We start from the raw sequence: 17,821 nt of genomic DNA on the forward strand, positions 1-17,821 counted from the left end.
AACTCTCGGCTTCGCTCGAGCCGGGGGCACCCCCATCCGTGAGCCGTTCTCACCCGACGGTGAGCCGGACTGCCCCGCACGGGACGTGACCGGCTCGCGTGTACGGCGGCCCGCCGTGCACGGCACCGTCGAGGTTTACGGAGCCGAGCCGCCCGGGGTTCCCGTGCGCTGCCGGTTCCCCGCAGGAGAGGCAGTCGCCGACCATGAACGTCCGCCGCAGCGCCGCGGCTCTCGCCGCGATAGGCGTGCTGGCCGCCGCCGCGCCCGCCCAGGCCGCCGACCCGTCTCCGTCCGCGTCCCCCAAGGTGACGGTCCCGTCCGGGCTGTTCGGCAAGGCCGACCCGGCGTACGACGGTGTCTGGCGCCAGTCGCTCGCCCTGCTCGCCCAGCGCACGCTCGGCTACCGTCCCGCCGGCTCGGCCATCGACTGGCTGGTCGGGCAGCAGTGCGACAACGGCAGCTTCGCCGCGTTCCGGGCCGACCCGGCCAAGTCCTGCGAGGGCAAGGACGGCGCCAAGGTCGACACCAACAGCACGGCCGTCGCCGTCCAGGCCCTGAACGCGCTCGGCGAGCACGACGGCGAGGTCCGCAAGGCGGTGACCTGGCTGAAGATGATGCAGAACAAGGACGGCGGCTGGGGCTACTACCCGGGCAATCGGAGCGACGCCAACTCCACCTCCGTCGTCATCGGCGCCCTGTCGGCGGCCGGCGAGCACCCCGCCCAGCTCCGCACCGAGGGCAAGACGCCGTACGAGGCGCTGTCCCAGTGGTCCATCCCCTGCTCCGAGGACGGCGGCGGCGCACTCGCCTACCAGCCGGGCAAGAAGGGCAGGTTGGCCGCCAACGCGGACGCGACGGCGGCCGGGGTGCTGGGCGCGCTCGGCAAGGGGTTCGTGACGAAGCCGGGCAAGGCCCACTCCGGTGACCAGGCCTGCACCGCCTCGGCCAAGCCCACCCCGGCGCAGGTGGCGGACAACGCCGCCGCCTACCTCGCCGCCTCCGTGTCCAGGACCGGCCACCTCATGTCCACCCTGCCCGGCGCCGAGGACCAGCCCGACTACGGCAACACCGCGGACACGGTCGTCGCGCTCGCGGCGGACGGCCGGGCTGCGCAGGCGAAGAAGCCGTACGCCTGGCTGGAGAAGAACGCCACGAAGTGGGCGCAGCAGAGCGGCCCGGCCGCCTACGCCCAGCTGATCCTCGCCGCGCACGCGATCGGCGCGCAGCCGCGGGACTTCGGCGGCACGGACCTGGTGCGGGCGCTCAACGCGTCCGGCCCGGCCCCGCAGGCCGCCGCCCGCGTGGCACCCGACCCCACCATCGAGCAGGGCTCGAGCACCCGCGTCTGGTGGATCGTCGGCGTCGGCCTCGTCGCCGGCATCGGCATCGGCTTCCTGCTCAGCGGCCGCCGGAAGAAGCAGCAGCCGTGACCGCCGTCCGCCGTGCCGCGGCCCTGCTCGCCGCCGCGCTCGTCGTCCTCACCGGTGCCGCCCAGGCGCATGCCGCCGGTTACCGCTACTGGTCGTTCTGGGAGCGGGACGGCGGCCACTGGTCGTACGCCACCGAGGGCCCGTCGACGGCGCGTCCCGACGACGGTGCCGTCCAGGGCTTCCGCTTCGCGGTGAGCGAGGACTCCGCGGACGCGAGCCGGCCGCGTGGCACGGCGGACTTCGCGACGATCTGCGCGGCGACGCCCGCGAAGCCCGGTACGAAGCGGGTGGCGCTCGTCATCGACTTCGGCACCTCCACGGACGCCCCGTCCGGCGAGACCCCGCCCGACCGCCGCACGGCCTGCGCCCGCGTCTCCCCCGACGCGACGACGGCCGAGGCCCTGGCCGCGACGGCCAAGCCCCTCCGCTACGACACCAACGCCCTGCTGTGCGCGATCGCCGGGTATCCCCAGAAGGGGTGCGGGGAGCAGGTGGGCGCTGCCGCGCAGGAGAAGCAGGAGAAGCAGGAGAAGAAGGGGTCGGACGGCGGTCCCTCGTTGGGGCTGCTGGCGGGGGCGGGTGTGGTTCTCCTGCTCGGCGCATCAGCAGCTTGGCAGGCACGACGGCGCCGACGTGACTGACCGACGGACAGCAGCCGCGGGCAGTCGTGCAGTACACCTACACCCCGGTGCCTGGTGGCTCTGGAGCCTCGGCCTCGGTACCGCCGCCACCCGCACCACCAACCCCCTCCTCCTCGCCCTCCTCATGGCCACAGCGGGCTATGTCGTGGCCACCCACCGCTCCGCCGCCCCCTGGGCCCGTTCCTACGCCGCCTTCGCCCAACTCGCCGGTGCCGTTCTGCTCATCCGTCTCGCCTTCACGGTCGTCCTCGGCTCCCCGATCCCGGGCACGCACGTCCTGTTCACCCTCCCCGAAGTCCCCCTCCCCCACTGGGCGCAGGGCATCCGGCTCGGCGGTCGGGTGACCGCGGAAGCGCTGCTGTTCGCCGGGTACAACGGCCTGAAGCTGGCCGCTCTCCTCGTCTGTGTCGGTGCGGCCAACGCGCTGGCCAGCCCGGCGCGGCTGCTCAAGTCCCTGCCCGGTGCGCTGTACGAGGCGGGCGTGGCCGTCGTCGTCGCGCTCACCTTCGCGCCCCATCTCATCGCCGACGGCCGGCGCCTGCGTGCCGCCCGCCGGCTGCGCGGCCGCCCGGACCGGGGGGTACGGGGTCTGCTCCAGGTCGGACTGCCGGTCCTGGAGGGTGCGTTGGAGCGTTCGGTCGCCCTCGCCGCCGCGATGGACGCCCGCGGCTACGGCCGCATCGCCGACGTCCCGGCCCGGGTGCGCCGTACGACGGCCGCGCTCACCCTCGGCGGGCTGCTGGGCGTGTGCGCGGGAACGTACGGCCTGCTCACCGCGGAGGGCGGCACGTACGGGCTGCCGGTGCTCGGGGCCGGGGTCGTCGCCGCGCTCGCGGGCCTGCACCTGGGCGGCCGCCGCACCCCGCGCACCCGGTACCGCCCCGAGCCGTGGGGTGTGCACGCGTGGCTGGTCGCGGGCTCGGGTGCCGCCGTCGCCGCGCTGCTCGCGCTCGCGTCCGTGCGCGATCCCGACGCGCTGCACCCCGGAGTCGTACCCCTGGTCGCCCCCGCCCTCCCGCTCTGGCCGGCCGCGGCCGTCCTGCTCGGGCTGCTGCCCGCCTTCGTCCTTCCCCAGGACTCCGGCAAAGATCCTCAGGCCCCCAAGGAGTCGTCGTGATCCGCTTCGAGGAGGTCAGCGTCATGTACGAGGACGCGGCCGAACCGGCCGTCCAGGGTGTGGACTTCGAGGTGCCCGAGGGTGAACTCGTGCTGCTCGTCGGCCCGTCCGGGGTCGGCAAGTCGACCGTGCTCGGCGCGGTCGGCGGGCTGGTCCCGCACTTCACCGGCGGCACCCTGCGCGGCCGGGTCACGGTGGCCGGCCGGGACACCCGTACGCACAAGCCGCGCGAACTCGCGGACGTGGTCGGCACGGTGGGGCAGGATCCGCTCGCCCACTTCGTGACGGACACGGTGGAGGACGAACTCGCCTACGGCATGGAGTCGTTGGGCCTCGCCCCCGAGGTGATGCGGCGCCGGGTCGAGGAGACCCTGGATCTGCTGGGCCTGGCCGACCTGCGTGACCGCCCGATCGCCACGCTCTCCGGCGGGCAGCAGCAGCGGGTGGCGATCGGCTCGGTCCTCACTCCGCACCCGCAGGTGCTGGTCCTCGACGAGCCGACCTCGGCGCTCGACCCGGCCGCCGCGGAGGAGGTCCTGGCCGTGCTGCAGCGTCTGGTCCACGACCTCGGTACGACGGTCCTGCTGGCCGAGCACCGCCTGGAACGCGTGGTCCAGTACGCCGACCGGGTCGTCCTGCTGCCCGCCCCGGGCGCCGCCCCGCTGTACGGCGATCCGGCCGAGGTGATGGCCGTCTCGCCGGTGTGTCCGCCGGTGGTGGACCTGGGCCGGCTGGCGGGCTGGTCCCCGCTGCCCCTGACGGTCCGGGACGCCCGCCGCCGCGCCGGTGAGCTGCGGGAACGCCTGACCCAGGCCGAGCAGTCCCGTCCGGCACCGCCCGCCAGGTCGCTGCCGGGCCAGCCGGCACCCGCTGCCGAGGGTTCTCGGAATGGGTCGGCACCCGCCACCGAGGGTTCTCGGAGTGGGCCGACACCCGCCACCGAGGGGCGGCGTCCGACCCGGCCCGCGCCCGCCGCCGGAGCCCGACCGCAGCAGCCCGCCGCCGCCCCCGGAGCCCCCGGAGCCCCCCACACCCCCCTGCCGTCCCCCCGGCGCCGCCTCTTCCGCCGAAGCGCAGGCGCCGCCCCCGGCCCCATCGCTCCCCCGCAGATCGCCGAGGTCCGCTCGCTGGCCGTCCGCCGGGGCCGGATCACGGCGCTGCGGCACGTCGACCTGACCGTGGCCCCCGGCGAGACGGTCGCGCTGATGGGGCGCAACGGCGCCGGGAAGTCCACGCTGCTCGGCTCGCTGGTGGGGCTGGTGGAGCCCACCGCCGGTACCGTCCGGGTCGGCGGCGCCGTACCGCATCGCACGGGACCCCGGGACCTCGTGCGCCGGGTCGGTCTCGTCCCACAGGAGCCGCGCGATCTGCTGTACGCCGACACGGTGGCCGCCGAGTGCACGGCCGCCGACCGGGACGCGGGTGCGGCGCCCGGCACCTGCCGGGCCCTGGTGTCCGAGCTGCTGCCGGACATCACGGACGACACGCACCCCCGTGATCTCTCCGAGGGCCAGCGTCTGGCGCTCGCCCTGGCGGTCGTGCTGACCGCCCGGCCGCCCCTGCTCCTGCTGGACGAGCCGACCCGCGGTCTGGACTACGCGGCCAAGGCCCGCCTGGTCACCGTGCTGCGCGCGCTGGCCGCCGAGGGGCACGCGATCGTGCTGGCCACGCACGACGTGGAGCTGGCGGCCGAGATCGCGCACCGGGTGGTGCTGCTCGCCGACGGCGAGGTGATCGCCGACGGACCGACGGCGGAGATCGTGGTCTCCTCCCCGTCCTTCGCCCCGCAGGTCACCAAGATCCTCGCCCCACAGCCGTGGCTGACCGTGACCGAAGTCCGCACGGCCCTCGAAGCCCGGGAGGCCCGCGCATGACTCCCGAAGGCCCCGGCATGACCGCCTCCTCGCAGACCCGGACCCGCGCCGTCCCGCTGGGCCCCCGCTCCCTGGCCGCTCTGGTCCTGGTCAGCGCGGTCGGTGTGGTCGCCTTCTTCTGGCCCTTCCTCGCCCCGCCCGCCTCCGGGATCGGCGCGCACGCCGAGGACGCGCCCTGGCTGTTCGCGGGCCTGCTGATCCTGCTGGTCGCGGTCGTGGCGGCGACGATCTCCGAGTCCGGTCTCGGCCCCAAGGCCGTCGCCATGCTGGGCGTACTGGCCGCGACCGGGGCGGCGCTGCGCCCGATCGGCGCGGGCACGGCCGGGATCGAGCCCATGTTCTTTCTGCTGGTGCTCAGCGGGCGGGTGCTCGGCCCCGGCTTCGGGTACGTGCTCGGCTCGGTGACGATGTTCGCGTCCGCGCTGCTCACGGGCGGGGTCGGCCCGTGGATGCCGTTCCAGATGCTGGCGATGGGCTGGTTCACCATGGGCGCCGGGCTCCTCCCGGGCAGGGCCCGGCTGCGCGGCCGGGGCGAGCTGCTTCTGCTGGCCGGGTACGGATTCCTCGCGGCCTTCGCCTACGGCACGATCATGAATCTGGCCGGCTGGCCCTTCATGGGCACCCTGACCTCGAACATCGCCTTCGACCCGGACGCGGCGGTCCCCGCCAACCTGGCCCGGTTCGTCGCCTACTGCCTGGCCACCTCCCTCGGCTGGGACCTGGGCCGGGCCCTGTGCACGGTCGTCCTGACCCTCGTCCTCGGCCGGACGCTGCTGCGGGCCCTGCGCCGGGCCACCCGCCGTGCCGCTTTCGAGACCGCGGTCACATTCGACGCACCCGCTGCGTGAGGGGCCGTATCCGCTCTGTCAGCTCCCCGGTGAAGCACCCCACATGACGCAGGTCACCTACGAGGCCGGATAGTTGAGTCGAATGTCCGATACATCCCCTCATGCACCCCTTCTGACCTGCACATTGAGACGCACGCCACACAAACGACCTTTGCCGCCGATCCGGCCACAACTAGTAAAAGGGGTCATTGCGGACCCGTCCCGAGCCTGCTTCTGTTGTGGACGTCGCCAGGCACCACGAGCCCGAACGGGTCGCGGTGCCGACGTATGGGGCCAACGCATGAAGCGTGGTTCGGACATACGGGCGGCCCAATGTCCCCGACGCAAGAGGTTCTCCGTGTCCGTCTCCTTCATCCGCCGCATCGCTTCCCCGAAGAAGGCCCTCACCGCCGCCGCTCTGGCCGCCGCCACCGCCGGTATGGCTCTGACCGCGGCGCCCGCCCAGGCCGCCACCACCGAGGCCTCCTCCGCCCAGGCGATCGCGCACAAGATGATCCCGGACGCCGCGCAGTTCAACGCCTTCAGCAAGATCGTCGAGCACGAGAGTGGCTGGAACCCGTCCGCCACCAACAGCTCCTCCGGCGCCTACGGCCTGGTCCAGGCCCTGCCGGCCGCCAAGATGGCCTCGGCCGGTGCCGACTGGAAGACCAACCCGGCCACCCAGATCAAGTGGGGTCTGGACTACATGAACTCCCGCTACGGCAGCCCGGTTCAGGCCTGGAGCTTCTGGCAGGCCAACGGCTGGTACTAAGAGCAGCCGCAGCACGCACGCGAAAGCGGCGGTCCCCGATCCTGGGGGCCGCCGCCTTCGGCGTTTGTGCACCGCCCCGTGCTGAACTGGGCCGGTGAACGCCGATACGAAGCCGGACGACACGACGCCGGACGACCCGGAGGCACGGGGGATGCGGCTGGTGGCCGTACTCCTCTCCCTGACCGTGGTCAGCGGCCTGATCGACGCGGTGAGCTATCTGGGTCTGGGCCGGGTCTTCACGGCCAACATGACCGGCAACGTGGTGGTGCTCGGCTTCGCCGCGGCCGGCGCCCCCGACTTCTCCGTGCCGCACACCGCGACCTCCCTGGTCTGCTTCCTGCTGGGCGCGGTGGCGGGCGGCCGGGTGGCGGCCCGCTTCGGCGGGGGGTCGCGTCGTAGGTGGGCCCGGCTGACCCTGACGGCGGAAGCACTCCTGGTCGGCGCCTCGGCCGCGGTCGCCTTCGCCTGGCCGGGCACGACCGGCACCCGCTACAGCCTCATCGCCCTCACCGCCTTCGCGATGGGCCTGCGCAACGCGACGGTCCGCAAGCTGCGCATTCCCGATCTGACGACCACGGTCCTGACGATGACCCTGACCGGCCTGGCCGCCGAGTCCCGGCTGGGCGACGGCACGGCTCTCCGCTCCCCCCGCCGTACGGCCGCGGTGATCGCCATGCTCGCGGGCGCCTGCGTGGGCGCCTGGCTGGTTCTCCATCACGGCCTTGCCCTGCCGCTGCTCCTCGCGGCGGTGGTCTCGGGGGTGCTGGCGGTCGTGGCCTCGGGGCGTGAGTGAGGCCCCGGTGCCCGCCGCAGGCCTCGGGGGAGGCAGGAACCGGGCATAGGGACGGGGTGTTCCTGCCTCCCTCGGGGTGGGCCGGCGGCGCCGGGAGCCGTCGGCCCCGATCGGTGGGTCAGTCCGTGCCGACCTGGAGTTCCTTGACGCCGTTGATCCAGGCCGAGCGCAGCCGGCGCGGGTCGCCGACCAGGCGGAGGGACGGCATGGCGTCGGCGATGGCGTGGAAGATCAGGTCGATCTCCAGGACCGCCAGGGACTTGCCCAGACAGAAGTGCGGGCCTCCGCCGCCGAAGCCGAGGTGGGGGTTGGGGTCGCGGGTGATGTCGAAGGCGTCGGGGGACGCGAAGACCTCGGGGTCGTGGTTGGCGGAGGCGTAGAAGAGGCCCACCCGGTCGCCCTTCCTGATCTGCACGCCGCCGAGTTCCGTGTCCTGGGTGGCCGTGCGCTGGAAGGCGTTGACCGGGGTCGCCCAGCGGACGATCTCCTCGGCCGTCGTCGCCGGGCGCTCGCGCTTGAACAGGTCCCACTGCTCGGGGTGGGTGAGGAAGGCGTGCATGCCGTGCGTGATGGCGTTGCGGGTCGTCTCGTTGCCCGCCACCGCCAGCATCAGCACGAAGAAGCCGAACTCGTCGGAGTTCAGGTTGCCCTCGTCCTCCGCCGCCACCAGCGTCGTCACGATGTCGTGGGCCGGGCACTGCTTGCGCTCGGCGGCCATGTTCATCGCGTAGGCGATGATCTCGGTGGCCGACTGCGCGCCGACCTCCTCGGTGATCGCGTACTCGGGGTCGTCGTAGGCGATCATCTTGTTGGACCAGTCGAAGATCTTGGACCGGTCCTCCTGCGGTACGCCGATCAGCTCGGCGATGGCCTGCAAGGGCAGTTCGCAGGCGACCTCGGTGACGAAGTCGAAGGGTCCGGAGCGGTCGCGGGCCGCCTCGACTATCGCGCGGGCGCGGGCCCGCAGCCGGTCCTCCAGGGCGCGTATCGACCGTGGCGTGAAACCGCGCTGCACGATCTGCCGGACCCGGGTGTGCTCGGGCGGGTCCATGTTCAGCAGGATCAGCCGCTGGGCGTCGATCGCGTCGCGTTCGATGTGCTCGTTGAAGCGGATGATCGCGGTGTTGAGGGTCGAGGAGAAGAGTTCCGGGTGCGTGGAGACGTGCTTGACGTCCGCGTGCCGGGTCACGGCCCAGTAGCCGTCGTCGGCGAAGCCCGCCAGGCCGTGCGGCTGCGGGATCCAGCGGACGGGCTCGGTGCGGCGCAGCTCGGCGAACTCCGGGAGGGGCACACGGTGGTGCAGCAGGTCGGGGTCGGTGAAGTCGAACCCGTCGGGCAGCGCGGGGCAGTGCATCGGCGACTCCAGCCATCTGACGGCTCATCAGCGGGTGCGGTGAACGTAGTAACGGGTTCTACAAGTCGCAAGACATCCGGCCACCCCAATTGCGTGGGAAATTCGTGCAGATCACGACTTCCGAGGCTGCACGACCCTTGCGGCAGTGGACACGGTGTCAGCAGACTGCACCCAGAACTAGTACGCGTTCTAGTTCTGGAGGAGAGCCCTCTCGGAGAGGACCCGCACCCATGGCCGCCGAACCCGTGATCGTCGAAGCCGTCCGCACCCCGATCGGCAAGCGCGGCGGCGCGCTCGCCAATCTCCACCCCGCCTACCTCCTGGGCGAGACCTACCGTGAACTCCTCGGCCGCACCAACATCCCCGCCGACGCGGTCGAGCAGATCGTCGGCGGCACGGTGACCCATGCCGGCGAGCAGTCCATGAACCCCGCGCGCACCGCCTGGCTGACCATGGGGCTGCCGTACGAGACGGCGGCGACGACCGTCGACTGCCAGTGCGGCTCCTCGCAGCAGGCCTCGCACATGGTGGCCAACATGGTCGCCGCGGGCGTGATCGACGTCGGGATCAGCTGCGGCGTCGAGGCGATGTCACGGGTCCCGCTGGGCTCCGGCTCCAAGCACGGGCCCGGGAAGCCCTTCCCGGACGAGTGGAACGTCGACCTGCCCAACCAGTTCGAAGCGGCCGAGCGCATCGCCCGGCACCGCGGGCTGACGAGGGAGAACGTGGACGCGCTCGGGCTGTTGTCGCAGGAGCGGGCGGCCCACGCCTGGGCCGAGGAGCGCTTCAAGCGGGAGACCTTCGCCGTACAGGTCCCGACCACGGAGGAGGAGCAGCACGCCGGGCAGGGCATGTGGCGGCTGGTCGACAAGGACGAGGGGCTGCGGGACACGTCGATGGAGGCACTGGCCGGGCTGAAGCCGGTGATGCCGACGGCGGTTCACACGGCGGGCAACTCGTCGCAGATTTCGGACGGCGCGGCGGCGATCATGTGGGCGTCGAAGCGGATGGCTCGCGCCCTGAAGCTGAAGCCTCGGGCGCGGATCGTCGCCCAGGCGTTGGTGGGCGCCGACCCGCACTTCCATCTGGACGGGCCGATCGATGCGACCAACGCGGTGCTGGGGAAGGCCGGGATGTCGTTGAAGGACATCGATCTGGTCGAGATCAACGAGGCTTTTGCTTCGGTGGTGTTGAGCTGGGCCCGGGTCTTCGAGCAGGACCTGGAGAAGGTCAACGTGAATGGTGGTGGGATCGCCTTGGGTCACCCGGTCGGTGCGACGGGAGCCCGCCTGATCACCACCGCCCTGCACGAACTGGAGCGTGCGGACAAGGAGTTCGCGCTGATCACGATGTGTGCGGGCGGTGGGCTGGCTACCGGGACGATCATTCAGCGGCTGTAGAGGCCCAGTTCACGAAGGTGGTGAAGGTGGCGGGGTCGATCGTGAGGATCGGTCCCGCCGGGGTCTTGGAGTCGCGGATGGCGATGGTGGCGCAGGGAGTGTCGGCGATCTCTACGCACTCGCCGCCCTGGTCACCGCTGTACGACGACTTACGCCATGCGAGCGGGCCGAGCGGCGCGCACTCGACGCAATCGCCGCCCTGGTCGCTGCTGTAGCTGGACTTACGCCACTTGCTCCCCATAGCGGTCCTCCATCACCCGTCGGATCAGCCCCGCCGAGTCCTTGACCGAGAGCGCGGCGGCTCGAAGATGATCGTATCGGAGCGAGCAGTCCTGGACGGTGTCCGGGTTGGCGGTCGTATGCCCGCTGCCGTAGCCCTCCGTGTAGACGATGCTCGGGTCGCCGACGAAGCGGAAGACGGTGAACGAGCCTTGGAGTCCAGGGTGCTCCCCGACCGAGTACGGCAGGATCTGCACGTTGATCCGGGGGTCGTCCTCAAGGGACAACAGGTGGGCCAGTTGCTCGCGCATGACCTCGTGGCCGCCGATCTCCTGATGCAGCGCGGCCTCACTGAGGACCGTCCAGAAGACCGGCGGCTGCTCCTTCTCGAAGATGCGCTGGCGAGCGAGCCGAACGGCCGCGCGATCCTCCAACTTGTCCCGATCCAGTACTCCGAGCACCGCACGTACATAGGACGGGGACTGAAGCAAACCGTGGATCACGTGGGTCTGAAACGTACAGATCTCCGCCGCCCGCACCTCCAGCTCAGCCACCTGCTGGAACCACGCCGGAAGCTGACTCCGCATCACCAGCGGGTGGAGCCGCGACAGTAACCCGCCCGTCCCCAGCGCCGCATCCGTACGCTCGCTGAAGTCCAGTGTCGGCAGCTTCCGGGCCGTCTCCACTTGGCCAACAAGCGACGCGGTGAAGTTGATGATGTCCCCGAGCTGCTTCTGCGTGAGCCCCGCCGCTTCTCGACAGCGACGCAACTCGAAGCCGTAGTAGTCGAGCGGTGAGGCGCTCGGGTCGAGGGTGTTGATGTTCACCATGCCAAGTCCCCTCTCGGACCCGTTGTGTTCATCCCATAGCCCAGCGTAGTGATCCGAGGTCAACCTCGTCCTGTGAACCTCTACTTTCCCCGCACCCCCCAGTACCGCATGCACCTCACCGTCGGCGAGCACTCCGTACACCACATCCGCCGTATCGTCCGCTCGCTGCTCGAGGAATGGGAGTTGGCGCAGCTGACCGACACGCTCGAACTCGCCGTCAGCGAGCTGGTCACCAACGTCGTACGTCATGTCCCGGACCGCCGGTGCACCGTCCTCGTGATGCGGCAGACGGCGGGGGTGCGGGTGGAGGTGACGGACCGAAGCCCGCACCTTCCCGTCATCTCGCCCGATGTGGCCCCTGACGCCGAGAGCGGCCGTGGGCTCGTCCTGTTGGACGGAACGGTCGACAAGTGGGGGGTGTCACCGGGGCTCGGCGGCGGGAAGACGGTCTGGTTCGAGTGCGGGGCGGGCTGAGGCGGCGGCCGCGGCGGCCCGCGGCCCCTGGAAGAGGTACGACAGCCCGAAGCCGGCCGCGACCACCACCGCGCCGCCGACCGCGTCCAGCACCCAGTGGTTGCCGGTCGCGACGATCGCGGACACGGTGAAGAACGGGTGCAACAGCCCCAGCGCCTTCATCCACCACTTCGGGGCGATGATCGCGATGACCACGCCGCACCACAGGGACCAGCCGAAGTGGAGCGAGGGCATCGCCGCGTACTGGTTGGTGAGCGCGGTCAGGGTGCCGTAGTCCGGCTTGGAGAAGTCCTGGACTCCGTGGACGGTGTCGATCATGCCGAGGGTCGGCATCAGGCGCGGCGGGGCCAGCGGGAAGAGCCAGAAGCCGATCAGGGCGAGGAAGGTGGCGAAGCCCAGGGAGGCGCGGGCCCAGCGGTAGTCGACCGGGCGGCGCCAGTAGAGGACTCCGAGGACCGTCAGGGGCACTACGAAGTGGAAGGACTCGTAGTAGAAGTCGAAGAAGTTCCGCAGCCAGTCGATCTTCGCCACGGCGTGGTTGACCGCGTGCTCGATGTCGATGTGCAGGAAGCGTTCGAGATCGAAGACGAGGTGGCCGTGGTGCTCGGCGGTCGCGCGGCCCCCGGAGTTGCTGCCGCCGGTCGCGGCCAGGCGGACCTGCTGGTAGGCCGCGTACGTGACGCGGAGGAGCAGCAGTTCCAGGAGGAGGTTCGGGCGGGTGAGGACCCGGCGCAGGAACGGCAGCAGGGGGACGTTCCGGAGGCGGGCCGGGACCGGCGGGGCGTACTCCGCCGGGACCGGCTGCCGGTAGTACGGCGAGGTGCGGGACAGGAACGGTACGGCGGTGGCGGCGGCCAGGGCCGCGAGCAGCACGATGTTGTCCCGCAGTGGGTACAGCGCCGCCATGTTCGGCAGCATCATCCGGGCCGGGAGGGTGCTGACGAGGACGACGGCGACCGGCCAGACGTAACGGTCGGAGGCCCGCTTGCCGACCCGGCCGACGACCGCGAGCAGCACCCACAGCAGCTGGTGCTGCCAGGTGGTCGGGGAGACGGCGACGGCGGCGCAGCCGGTGAGGGCGACGGCGAGCAGCAGCTGCCCGTCGCGGGCGTAGCGGACCGCGCGGTTGAGGGCGAGGGCGGTGACGGCCGCGCCGAGCAGCAGGAAGAGGGCGATCTCCAGCGGGCCGGTCAGGCCCAGGCGGAGCAGGGCGCCGTGCAGGGACTGGTTGGCCAGGGCGTCGGCCTTGCCGCCGAGCCCGGCGCCGGCCATGTGGTGGACCCAGTAGGTGTACGAGTCGTGCGGCATCGCGGCCCAGGCGAGCGCGGTGCAGGCGGCGAAGGTGCCGGCCGTGGCGACGGTGGCCCGGCGGCGGCCGGTGAACCACAGCAGCGGCGCGAACAGCAGGACGGTCGGCTGGAGCGCGGCGGCCAGCCCTATGCACAGGCCACTCTCGCGCTCCCCGCGCGCGGTGAAGCAGCCGAGCAGCACCAGCAGGACCGGGATGATGCTGGTCTGGCCGAGCCACAGGGTGTTGCGGACCGGCAGCGACAGCATGAGCAGGCTGATCGCGACGGGCGTGGCCAGCAGCGAGGTGCGCCGGCTGACCGGCTGGGGCAGGGCGCGGGCGGCGACCAGGCCGAGGGCGACGACCAGGAGCAGGGTGCCGAAGGTCCAGCCCCAGCCGAGGGCCTGCTCGGCGGATCTGGTGAGCGGTTTCAGTACGAGCCCGCCGAACGGGGTGCCGGTGAACTTCGTGGAGTCGTAGAGCGAGCCCTTGACGTGGAGGACGCCGTTGGGGCCGACCCAGGTCTCCAGGTCGGTGAGGCGCTCGCCGCTCGGGGTGGTGAGGACGACGGCCATCTGCCGTACTGCGAGGATCGTGGCCACCGCCCACAGCGCGAGGCGGGCCGCTCGCAGGCGTGCTCCGACCGCTGCCGCCCCGAAGGCTTCCGTCGCTCCCCCGCTGTGCTCCACGTTCGCCACGCCCCGTCGGCCTCCCGCCCCGGTCGTTCGCTCTGAGAACCCTACGAGGCTCCCACCCCTGCCGGACAGAGACGCAGGCAACCCCCTCTTCACCTGACGTCTGCCTGCCTTTTGTCCGGAAGACGATAGTGCGCGGGGGGTGAGGTTGCCCTGCTCGGGCGCGACAAGGATCACAATCCGGTCGCCGCGAGCGGCCCCGGGAGCGGGCACACGTACCTGCGTACACCACGTTTGGCTGCACTCTGCATCGATACGCGTACGTGACGTAAAGGGGTGAATTACACCTATGGTCGTTTTCCGCCCTGTCCCCGACGAAAGGTAGGCGAGCCCGTTTTGGCGACGGCCACAGCCGTCACCCCGCATCCGAAGACCGCGCAGGCCGCCCAGGCCCCCGCCGGCGTCACCGTCACCGACCCCGCTCTCGTCAGGCGCGCCGTGAAGGCGGCCGCGCTGGGCAACGCGATGGAGTGGTTCGACTTCGGTGTGTACAGCTACATCGCGGTCACCCTGGGCAAGGTCTTCTTCCCGTCCGGCAACCCGACCGCGCAGCTGCTCTCCACGTTCGGCGCCTTCGCCGCGGCCTTCCTGGTCCGCCCCCTCGGCGGCCTGGTCTTCGGCCCCTGGGCGACCTCCCCCACGCCTTAAGGGCGCGGGGGGACCCCCAGGCCGCCGGAAGGTCCTCGCCCTCACCATGATCATGATGGCGGTGGGCACCTTCGCGATCGGCCTGATCCCGTCGTACGCGACGATCGGCGTCGGAGCGCCGCTGCTCCTGCTGGCCGCCCGTCTGGTGCAGGGCTTCTCCACCGGCGGCGAGTACGCGGGCGCCTCGACGTTCATCGCCGAGTACGCGCCGGACAAGCGGCGCGGCTTCTTCGGCAGCTGGCTGGAGTTCGGCACGCTGGCCGGCTACATCGGCGGCGCGGGCCTGGTCACCCTGATGACGGCTCTGCTCTCCTCGGAGGACCTGCTCTCCTGGGGCTGGCGGATCCCGTTCCTGATCGCGGGCCCGATGGGCGTCATCGGCCTGTACCTGCGGACCCGCCTCGAAGAGACGCCGGCGTTCGCCGCTGAGGTCGAGAAGGCGGAGGCCGCCCGCCCGAAGGTGCCCCTGCGCGAGATGATCACCGGCCAGTGGAAGGCCCTCCTCCTCTGCATGGGCCTGGTGCTGGTCTTCAACGTCACCGACTACATGCTGCTGTCGTACATGCCGAGCTATCTGACGAGTGAGCTGAAGTACGACGAGACACACGGGCTGCTGGTCGTGCTCGGCGTGATGGCGCTGATGATGATCGTCCAGCCGTTCGCGGGTGCGCTGACCGACCGGGTCGGGCGCCGCCCGGTGATCGCGGCGGGCTGCGCGGGCTTCCTGTTCCTGTCGATCCCGGCTCTTCTGCTCATCCGCCAGGGCAGCCTGCTCGCCGTGGCGCTAGGCATGGGTGCGCTGGGGCTGCTGCTGGTCTGCTTCACGGCGGCCATGCCGGCCGCGCTGCCCGCTCTCTTCCCGACCCGGGTCCGCTACGGCTCCCTGTCCATCGGCTTCAACGTGGCGGTGTCCCTGTTCGGCGGTACGACTCCGCTGGTGGTCACGGCGCTGATCGGGGCGACCGGGAACCTGATGATGCCCGCGTACTACATGATGGCCGCGGCTGTGGTGGGCGGGTTCGCGGTGTGGCGGATGGCCGAGTCGGCGGGGCGGCCGTTGCCTGGTTCCGCGCCGTCGGTGGAGGGGTGAGCGCCGTTGGCCTGCGGGCCGCCGCCCGGGTGCGGGTGCGCAGGTCCCGTTGCAATGTCCCCCGTCCGCGCCGCTCGGCTGAGACCATTCAAGGAGAAGTGCCAGGACACTCGGGAAAGGCAGCAGACGCATGAGCGGGTCGCAGCTCTGGGACGACGTCGACTTCTACTTCAGCAGCCATCTCTCGCCGGAGGACGATGTGCTCCAGGCGGCCCTGCGCGACAGCGAGGCCGCCGGGCTGCCGCACATCAGCGTCACGGCCACCCAGGGCAAGTTCCTTGGGATGCTCGCCGAGATCCAGGGCGCCCGGAACATCCTGGAGATCGGCACACTCGCGGGTTACAGCACGATCTGGCTGGCCCGCTCCCTGCCGGAGGACGGCAGGCTGATCTCGCTGGAGTACAGCGCCAAACACGCCGAGGTGGCCACCCGCAACATCGCCCGGGCCGGCCTGGACCGGATCGTGGAGGTGCGGGTGGGCCCGGCCCTGGAGTCGCTGCCCAAGCTCGCCGACGAGAACCCGCCCCCCTTCGACCTGGTCTTCATCGACGCCGACAAGGCCAACAACCTGCACTACGTGGAGTGGGCGCTCAAGCTCTCCCGCGCGGGCAGCCTCATCGTCGTGGACAACGTGGTGCGCGGCGGCCGGGTCGCCGATGCCGACAGCACGGAGCCGGACATCGTCGGGACCCGCGCCGCCGTCGAGCTGATCGCCGCCCACCCGAGGCTCACCGGCACGGCCCTGCAGACGGTGGGCAGCAAGGGGTACGACGGCTTCGCGCTGGCCCGGGTGCTGGGCTGAGCGGTCCGGGGCCGGGACTCACATCTCGTGGTAGAAGCCCACATTGATGCTGCGCGGCGCGGTCCGGTCCTGGACGATGATCTCGCCGGAGCCGCCGCGCGGCAGCGTGACCGCGGTGCCGTAGCCGACGGTCTGGGCGTACTCGCCCACGATCAGCCGCACTTCGGCGGACGGCTCGGCCTGTGAGCCGCGCAGCCAGGACAGTTGCCAGGCGCCGTCGGGCCCGCACAGGAACTCCAGGTGGACCCGGGAGACGAACAGCCAGTCCTCGGGCGTGACCAGCCGGCACACGGACGCGTCCCGGCCCACCCGAAGCACGGCCCCCGGCTCGCTGGGCGCGTCGGCCATCGTCATGCCGGCCGTGGCGCCCGCGTCGGCCCCGGAGACGGTGGCCATGGTCAGTTCGAGCACGTGCGTTCCCCCTGGAGAACCCGAAGAAGCTGCGACGTCGGAAACGTCCTTGTGCGGTGGCCTGTTTGCCGGACCGCCGCCGCATGATAAAACGCCCGGCGGGGCCGCGTCCGGCACAATGGGTTCATGACCGAGCGAAAGCCACCGGGTGTCCCGTTCGAGTCCTGGGTCGATCACCAGATCCGCACCGCACAGGAGCGGGGTGAGTTCGACCGGCTGCCGGGCGCGGGCGAGCCGCTGCCCGCCGACCTCGACTCCACGTACGACGAACTGTGGTGGGTCAAGCGGAAGATGGCCCGCGAGGGGCTGGCGGTGCTGCCTCCGGCGCTGGCGCTGCGCAAGGAGGCCGAGGACGCGCTCGCGGCGGCCTACGCGGCCCCCTCGGAACGCATCGTCCGCAAGATCATCACCGACGTCAACGTGAAGATCCGCGACATGATGTTCAAGCCGCCGCCCGGCCCGCCGCTGGGCAAGAAGCCGTACGACGTCGAGGAGGTCGTACGGGAGTGGCGGCAGCGCAGGGCTGCCGCCGGGGATGCGCCCGAGTCAGAGGTGTAGCAGGCGTGCGGCCAGCTCCCGGTAGTCGCGCAGGGCCCGGCGCAGCTGCTCGGTGTCGGTCTGTGCGCCGCCCTGCCAGGACATGCGCAGGGTCCGGCGGCGGCGTGTCAGGGCCTCGCCGAACCGCGCGGCGATCTCCTCCAGCTCCCGGTCGGCCTCCTCGACCGCGGCGAGCGGCCCACCCGCGAAGGCGGCGTCCGTCCGCCGCAGCAGCCGCTCCCACTGCTCCGCCTCCTCCTGCGGCCACAGCGGGGCGCCCGCACCGGTGCCCGGCGGGCGGGGCGCGGCGGGCCAGGCGTCCGCCGCCCGGCCCTCCGTCGTCGCCGCCTCCCGCACGGTGATATCACCCGGGGAGGGCACCCCGAGCCCGTCGTCGGGCATCCCGCCGTCCGGGATGCGGTCGTCCCCGGTCAGTCCCTCCCGGCCGGGCCCGACCCTGTCGGCCGGCCACCGGCTCTCGGTGCTCGGCCCCGATTCCCTCTCCTGGGCCATGGCCGCCTCTCCTTCGGATCTCCGGACCGGATCCGGCCCCGCCGGCCGGTCGTGCTCCGAGTGACCCGTGGGACGGACCGCAAACGCAGGTGCCGGACTCCCCGGA

17 protein-coding genes and 1 pseudogene are annotated in these 17,821 nt (G+C 71.8%); 12 read left to right on the forward strand and 6 right to left on the reverse strand.

Annotation, left to right across the window (positions count from 1 at the left end; all coding sequences use genetic code 11):
- The first annotated feature begins 203 nt into the window (after window positions 1-203).
- The 7 genes from ACZ5DS_RS03250 to ACZ5DS_RS03280 all read left to right on the forward strand — a co-directional run bounded on the left by ACZ5DS_RS03250 (window position 204) and on the right by ACZ5DS_RS03280 (window position 7,454).
- On the forward strand, window positions 204-1,430 hold the full coding sequence (locus ACZ5DS_RS03250; RefSeq protein ID WP_468233395.1) for a prenyltransferase/squalene oxidase repeat-containing protein: 1,227 nt from the start codon (window positions 204-206) through the stop codon (window positions 1,428-1,430).
- Entirely contained in the window at window positions 1,427-2,071 is a 645-nt protein-coding gene (locus ACZ5DS_RS03255; RefSeq protein ID WP_468233397.1) for an SCO2322 family protein, read from the forward strand. The genes ACZ5DS_RS03250 and ACZ5DS_RS03255 overlap by 4 nt, the downstream gene beginning before the upstream one ends.
- On the forward strand, window positions 2,064-3,188 hold the full coding sequence (locus ACZ5DS_RS03260; RefSeq protein ID WP_468233399.1) for a CbiQ family ECF transporter T component: 1,125 nt from the start codon (window positions 2,064-2,066) through the stop codon (window positions 3,186-3,188). Before ACZ5DS_RS03255 ends, ACZ5DS_RS03260 begins: the two co-directional genes overlap by 8 nt.
- Entirely contained in the window at window positions 3,185-5,062 is a 1,878-nt protein-coding gene (locus tag ACZ5DS_RS03265; RefSeq protein WP_468233401.1) for an ABC transporter ATP-binding protein, read from the forward strand. The genes ACZ5DS_RS03260 and ACZ5DS_RS03265 overlap by 4 nt, the downstream gene beginning before the upstream one ends.
- Window positions 5,059-5,910 carry an ECF transporter S component gene (locus ACZ5DS_RS03270; RefSeq protein WP_468233403.1) on the forward strand — a complete coding sequence of 284 codons (852 nt, stop codon included), beginning with the start codon at window positions 5,059-5,061 and terminating at the stop codon, window positions 5,908-5,910. Before ACZ5DS_RS03265 ends, ACZ5DS_RS03270 begins: the two co-directional genes overlap by 4 nt.
- Window positions 5,911-6,247: 337 nt before the next feature.
- A complete protein-coding gene (locus tag ACZ5DS_RS03275) occupies window positions 6,248-6,661 on the forward strand; it encodes a lytic transglycosylase domain-containing protein (RefSeq protein ID WP_468233405.1) in 414 nt (137 codons plus the stop codon).
- 151 nt (window positions 6,662-6,812) lie between these two features.
- Window positions 6,813-7,454: a YoaK family protein gene (locus ACZ5DS_RS03280; RefSeq protein ID WP_468233881.1), complete on the forward strand. Its 642-nt coding sequence runs from the start codon at window positions 6,813-6,815 to the stop codon at window positions 7,452-7,454.
- Between the two features lie 118 nt (window positions 7,455-7,572).
- Here ACZ5DS_RS03280 and ACZ5DS_RS03285 read toward each other — a convergent pair whose 3' ends face one another.
- Window positions 7,573-8,808, reverse strand: a complete 1,236-nt coding sequence (locus tag ACZ5DS_RS03285) for a cytochrome P450 (RefSeq protein WP_468233407.1) — start codon at window positions 8,806-8,808, stop codon at window positions 7,573-7,575.
- 230 nt (window positions 8,809-9,038) lie between these two features.
- On the opposite strand from ACZ5DS_RS03285, the gene ACZ5DS_RS03290 reads away from it, so the two are divergent.
- On the forward strand, window positions 9,039-10,208 hold the full coding sequence (locus ACZ5DS_RS03290; protein WP_468233409.1) for a steroid 3-ketoacyl-CoA thiolase: 1,170 nt from the start codon (window positions 9,039-9,041) through the stop codon (window positions 10,206-10,208).
- On the opposite strand, the gene ACZ5DS_RS03295 is transcribed toward ACZ5DS_RS03290, so the two are convergent.
- A complete protein-coding gene (locus ACZ5DS_RS03295) occupies window positions 10,192-10,449 on the reverse strand; it encodes a DUF397 domain-containing protein (protein ID WP_468233411.1) in 258 nt (85 codons plus the stop codon). The genes ACZ5DS_RS03290 and ACZ5DS_RS03295 overlap by 17 nt on opposite strands.
- Entirely contained in the window at window positions 10,430-11,257 is an 828-nt protein-coding gene (locus ACZ5DS_RS03300) for a helix-turn-helix domain-containing protein (RefSeq protein WP_468233413.1), read from the reverse strand. Before ACZ5DS_RS03300 ends, ACZ5DS_RS03295 begins: the two co-directional genes overlap by 20 nt.
- Before the next feature lie 72 nt (window positions 11,258-11,329).
- Here ACZ5DS_RS03300 and ACZ5DS_RS03305 point away from each other — a divergent pair, with 72 nt between their 5' ends.
- Window positions 11,330-11,731 carry an ATP-binding protein gene (locus ACZ5DS_RS03305; RefSeq protein WP_468233415.1) on the forward strand — a complete coding sequence of 134 codons (402 nt, stop codon included), beginning with the start codon at window positions 11,330-11,332 and terminating at the stop codon, window positions 11,729-11,731.
- Here ACZ5DS_RS03305 and ACZ5DS_RS03310 read toward each other — a convergent pair.
- A complete protein-coding gene (locus tag ACZ5DS_RS03310; protein WP_468233417.1) occupies window positions 11,678-13,717 on the reverse strand; it encodes a bifunctional glycosyltransferase 87/phosphatase PAP2 family protein in 2,040 nt (679 codons plus the stop codon). The genes ACZ5DS_RS03305 and ACZ5DS_RS03310 overlap by 54 nt on opposite strands.
- A 333-nt stretch (window positions 13,718-14,050) precedes the next feature.
- Here ACZ5DS_RS03310 and ACZ5DS_RS03315 point away from each other — a divergent pair.
- Both ACZ5DS_RS03315 and ACZ5DS_RS03320 read left to right on the forward strand, forming a co-directional pair.
- Window positions 14,051-15,452, forward strand: a pseudogene (locus ACZ5DS_RS03315) (MFS transporter).
- A gap of 130 nt (window positions 15,453-15,582) precedes the next feature.
- A complete protein-coding gene (locus ACZ5DS_RS03320; RefSeq protein ID WP_468233419.1) occupies window positions 15,583-16,254 on the forward strand; it encodes an O-methyltransferase in 672 nt (223 codons plus the stop codon).
- A gap of 18 nt (window positions 16,255-16,272) precedes the next feature.
- Here ACZ5DS_RS03320 and ACZ5DS_RS03325 read toward each other — a convergent pair whose 3' ends face one another.
- Window positions 16,273-16,665 (reverse strand): hypothetical protein, encoded by a 393-nt coding sequence (locus ACZ5DS_RS03325; RefSeq protein ID WP_468233421.1) that lies wholly within the window; start codon window positions 16,663-16,665, stop codon window positions 16,273-16,275.
- A 126-nt stretch (window positions 16,666-16,791) separates the two neighbouring features.
- Here ACZ5DS_RS03325 and ACZ5DS_RS03330 point away from each other — a divergent pair, with 126 nt between their 5' ends.
- Window positions 16,792-17,223, forward strand: a complete 432-nt coding sequence (locus ACZ5DS_RS03330) for a DnaJ family domain-containing protein (protein ID WP_468233423.1) — start codon at window positions 16,792-16,794, stop codon at window positions 17,221-17,223.
- Here the strand turns inward: ACZ5DS_RS03330 and ACZ5DS_RS03335 are convergent.
- Window positions 17,212-17,715, reverse strand: a complete 504-nt coding sequence (locus ACZ5DS_RS03335; protein ID WP_468233425.1) for a hypothetical protein — start codon at window positions 17,713-17,715, stop codon at window positions 17,212-17,214. The two genes, ACZ5DS_RS03330 and ACZ5DS_RS03335, sit on opposite strands and share 12 nt — an antisense overlap.
- Between the last annotated feature and the right edge of the window lie 106 nt (window positions 17,716-17,821).

It is taken from the genome of Streptomyces sp. NPDC031100 (genome assembly GCF_055570785.1).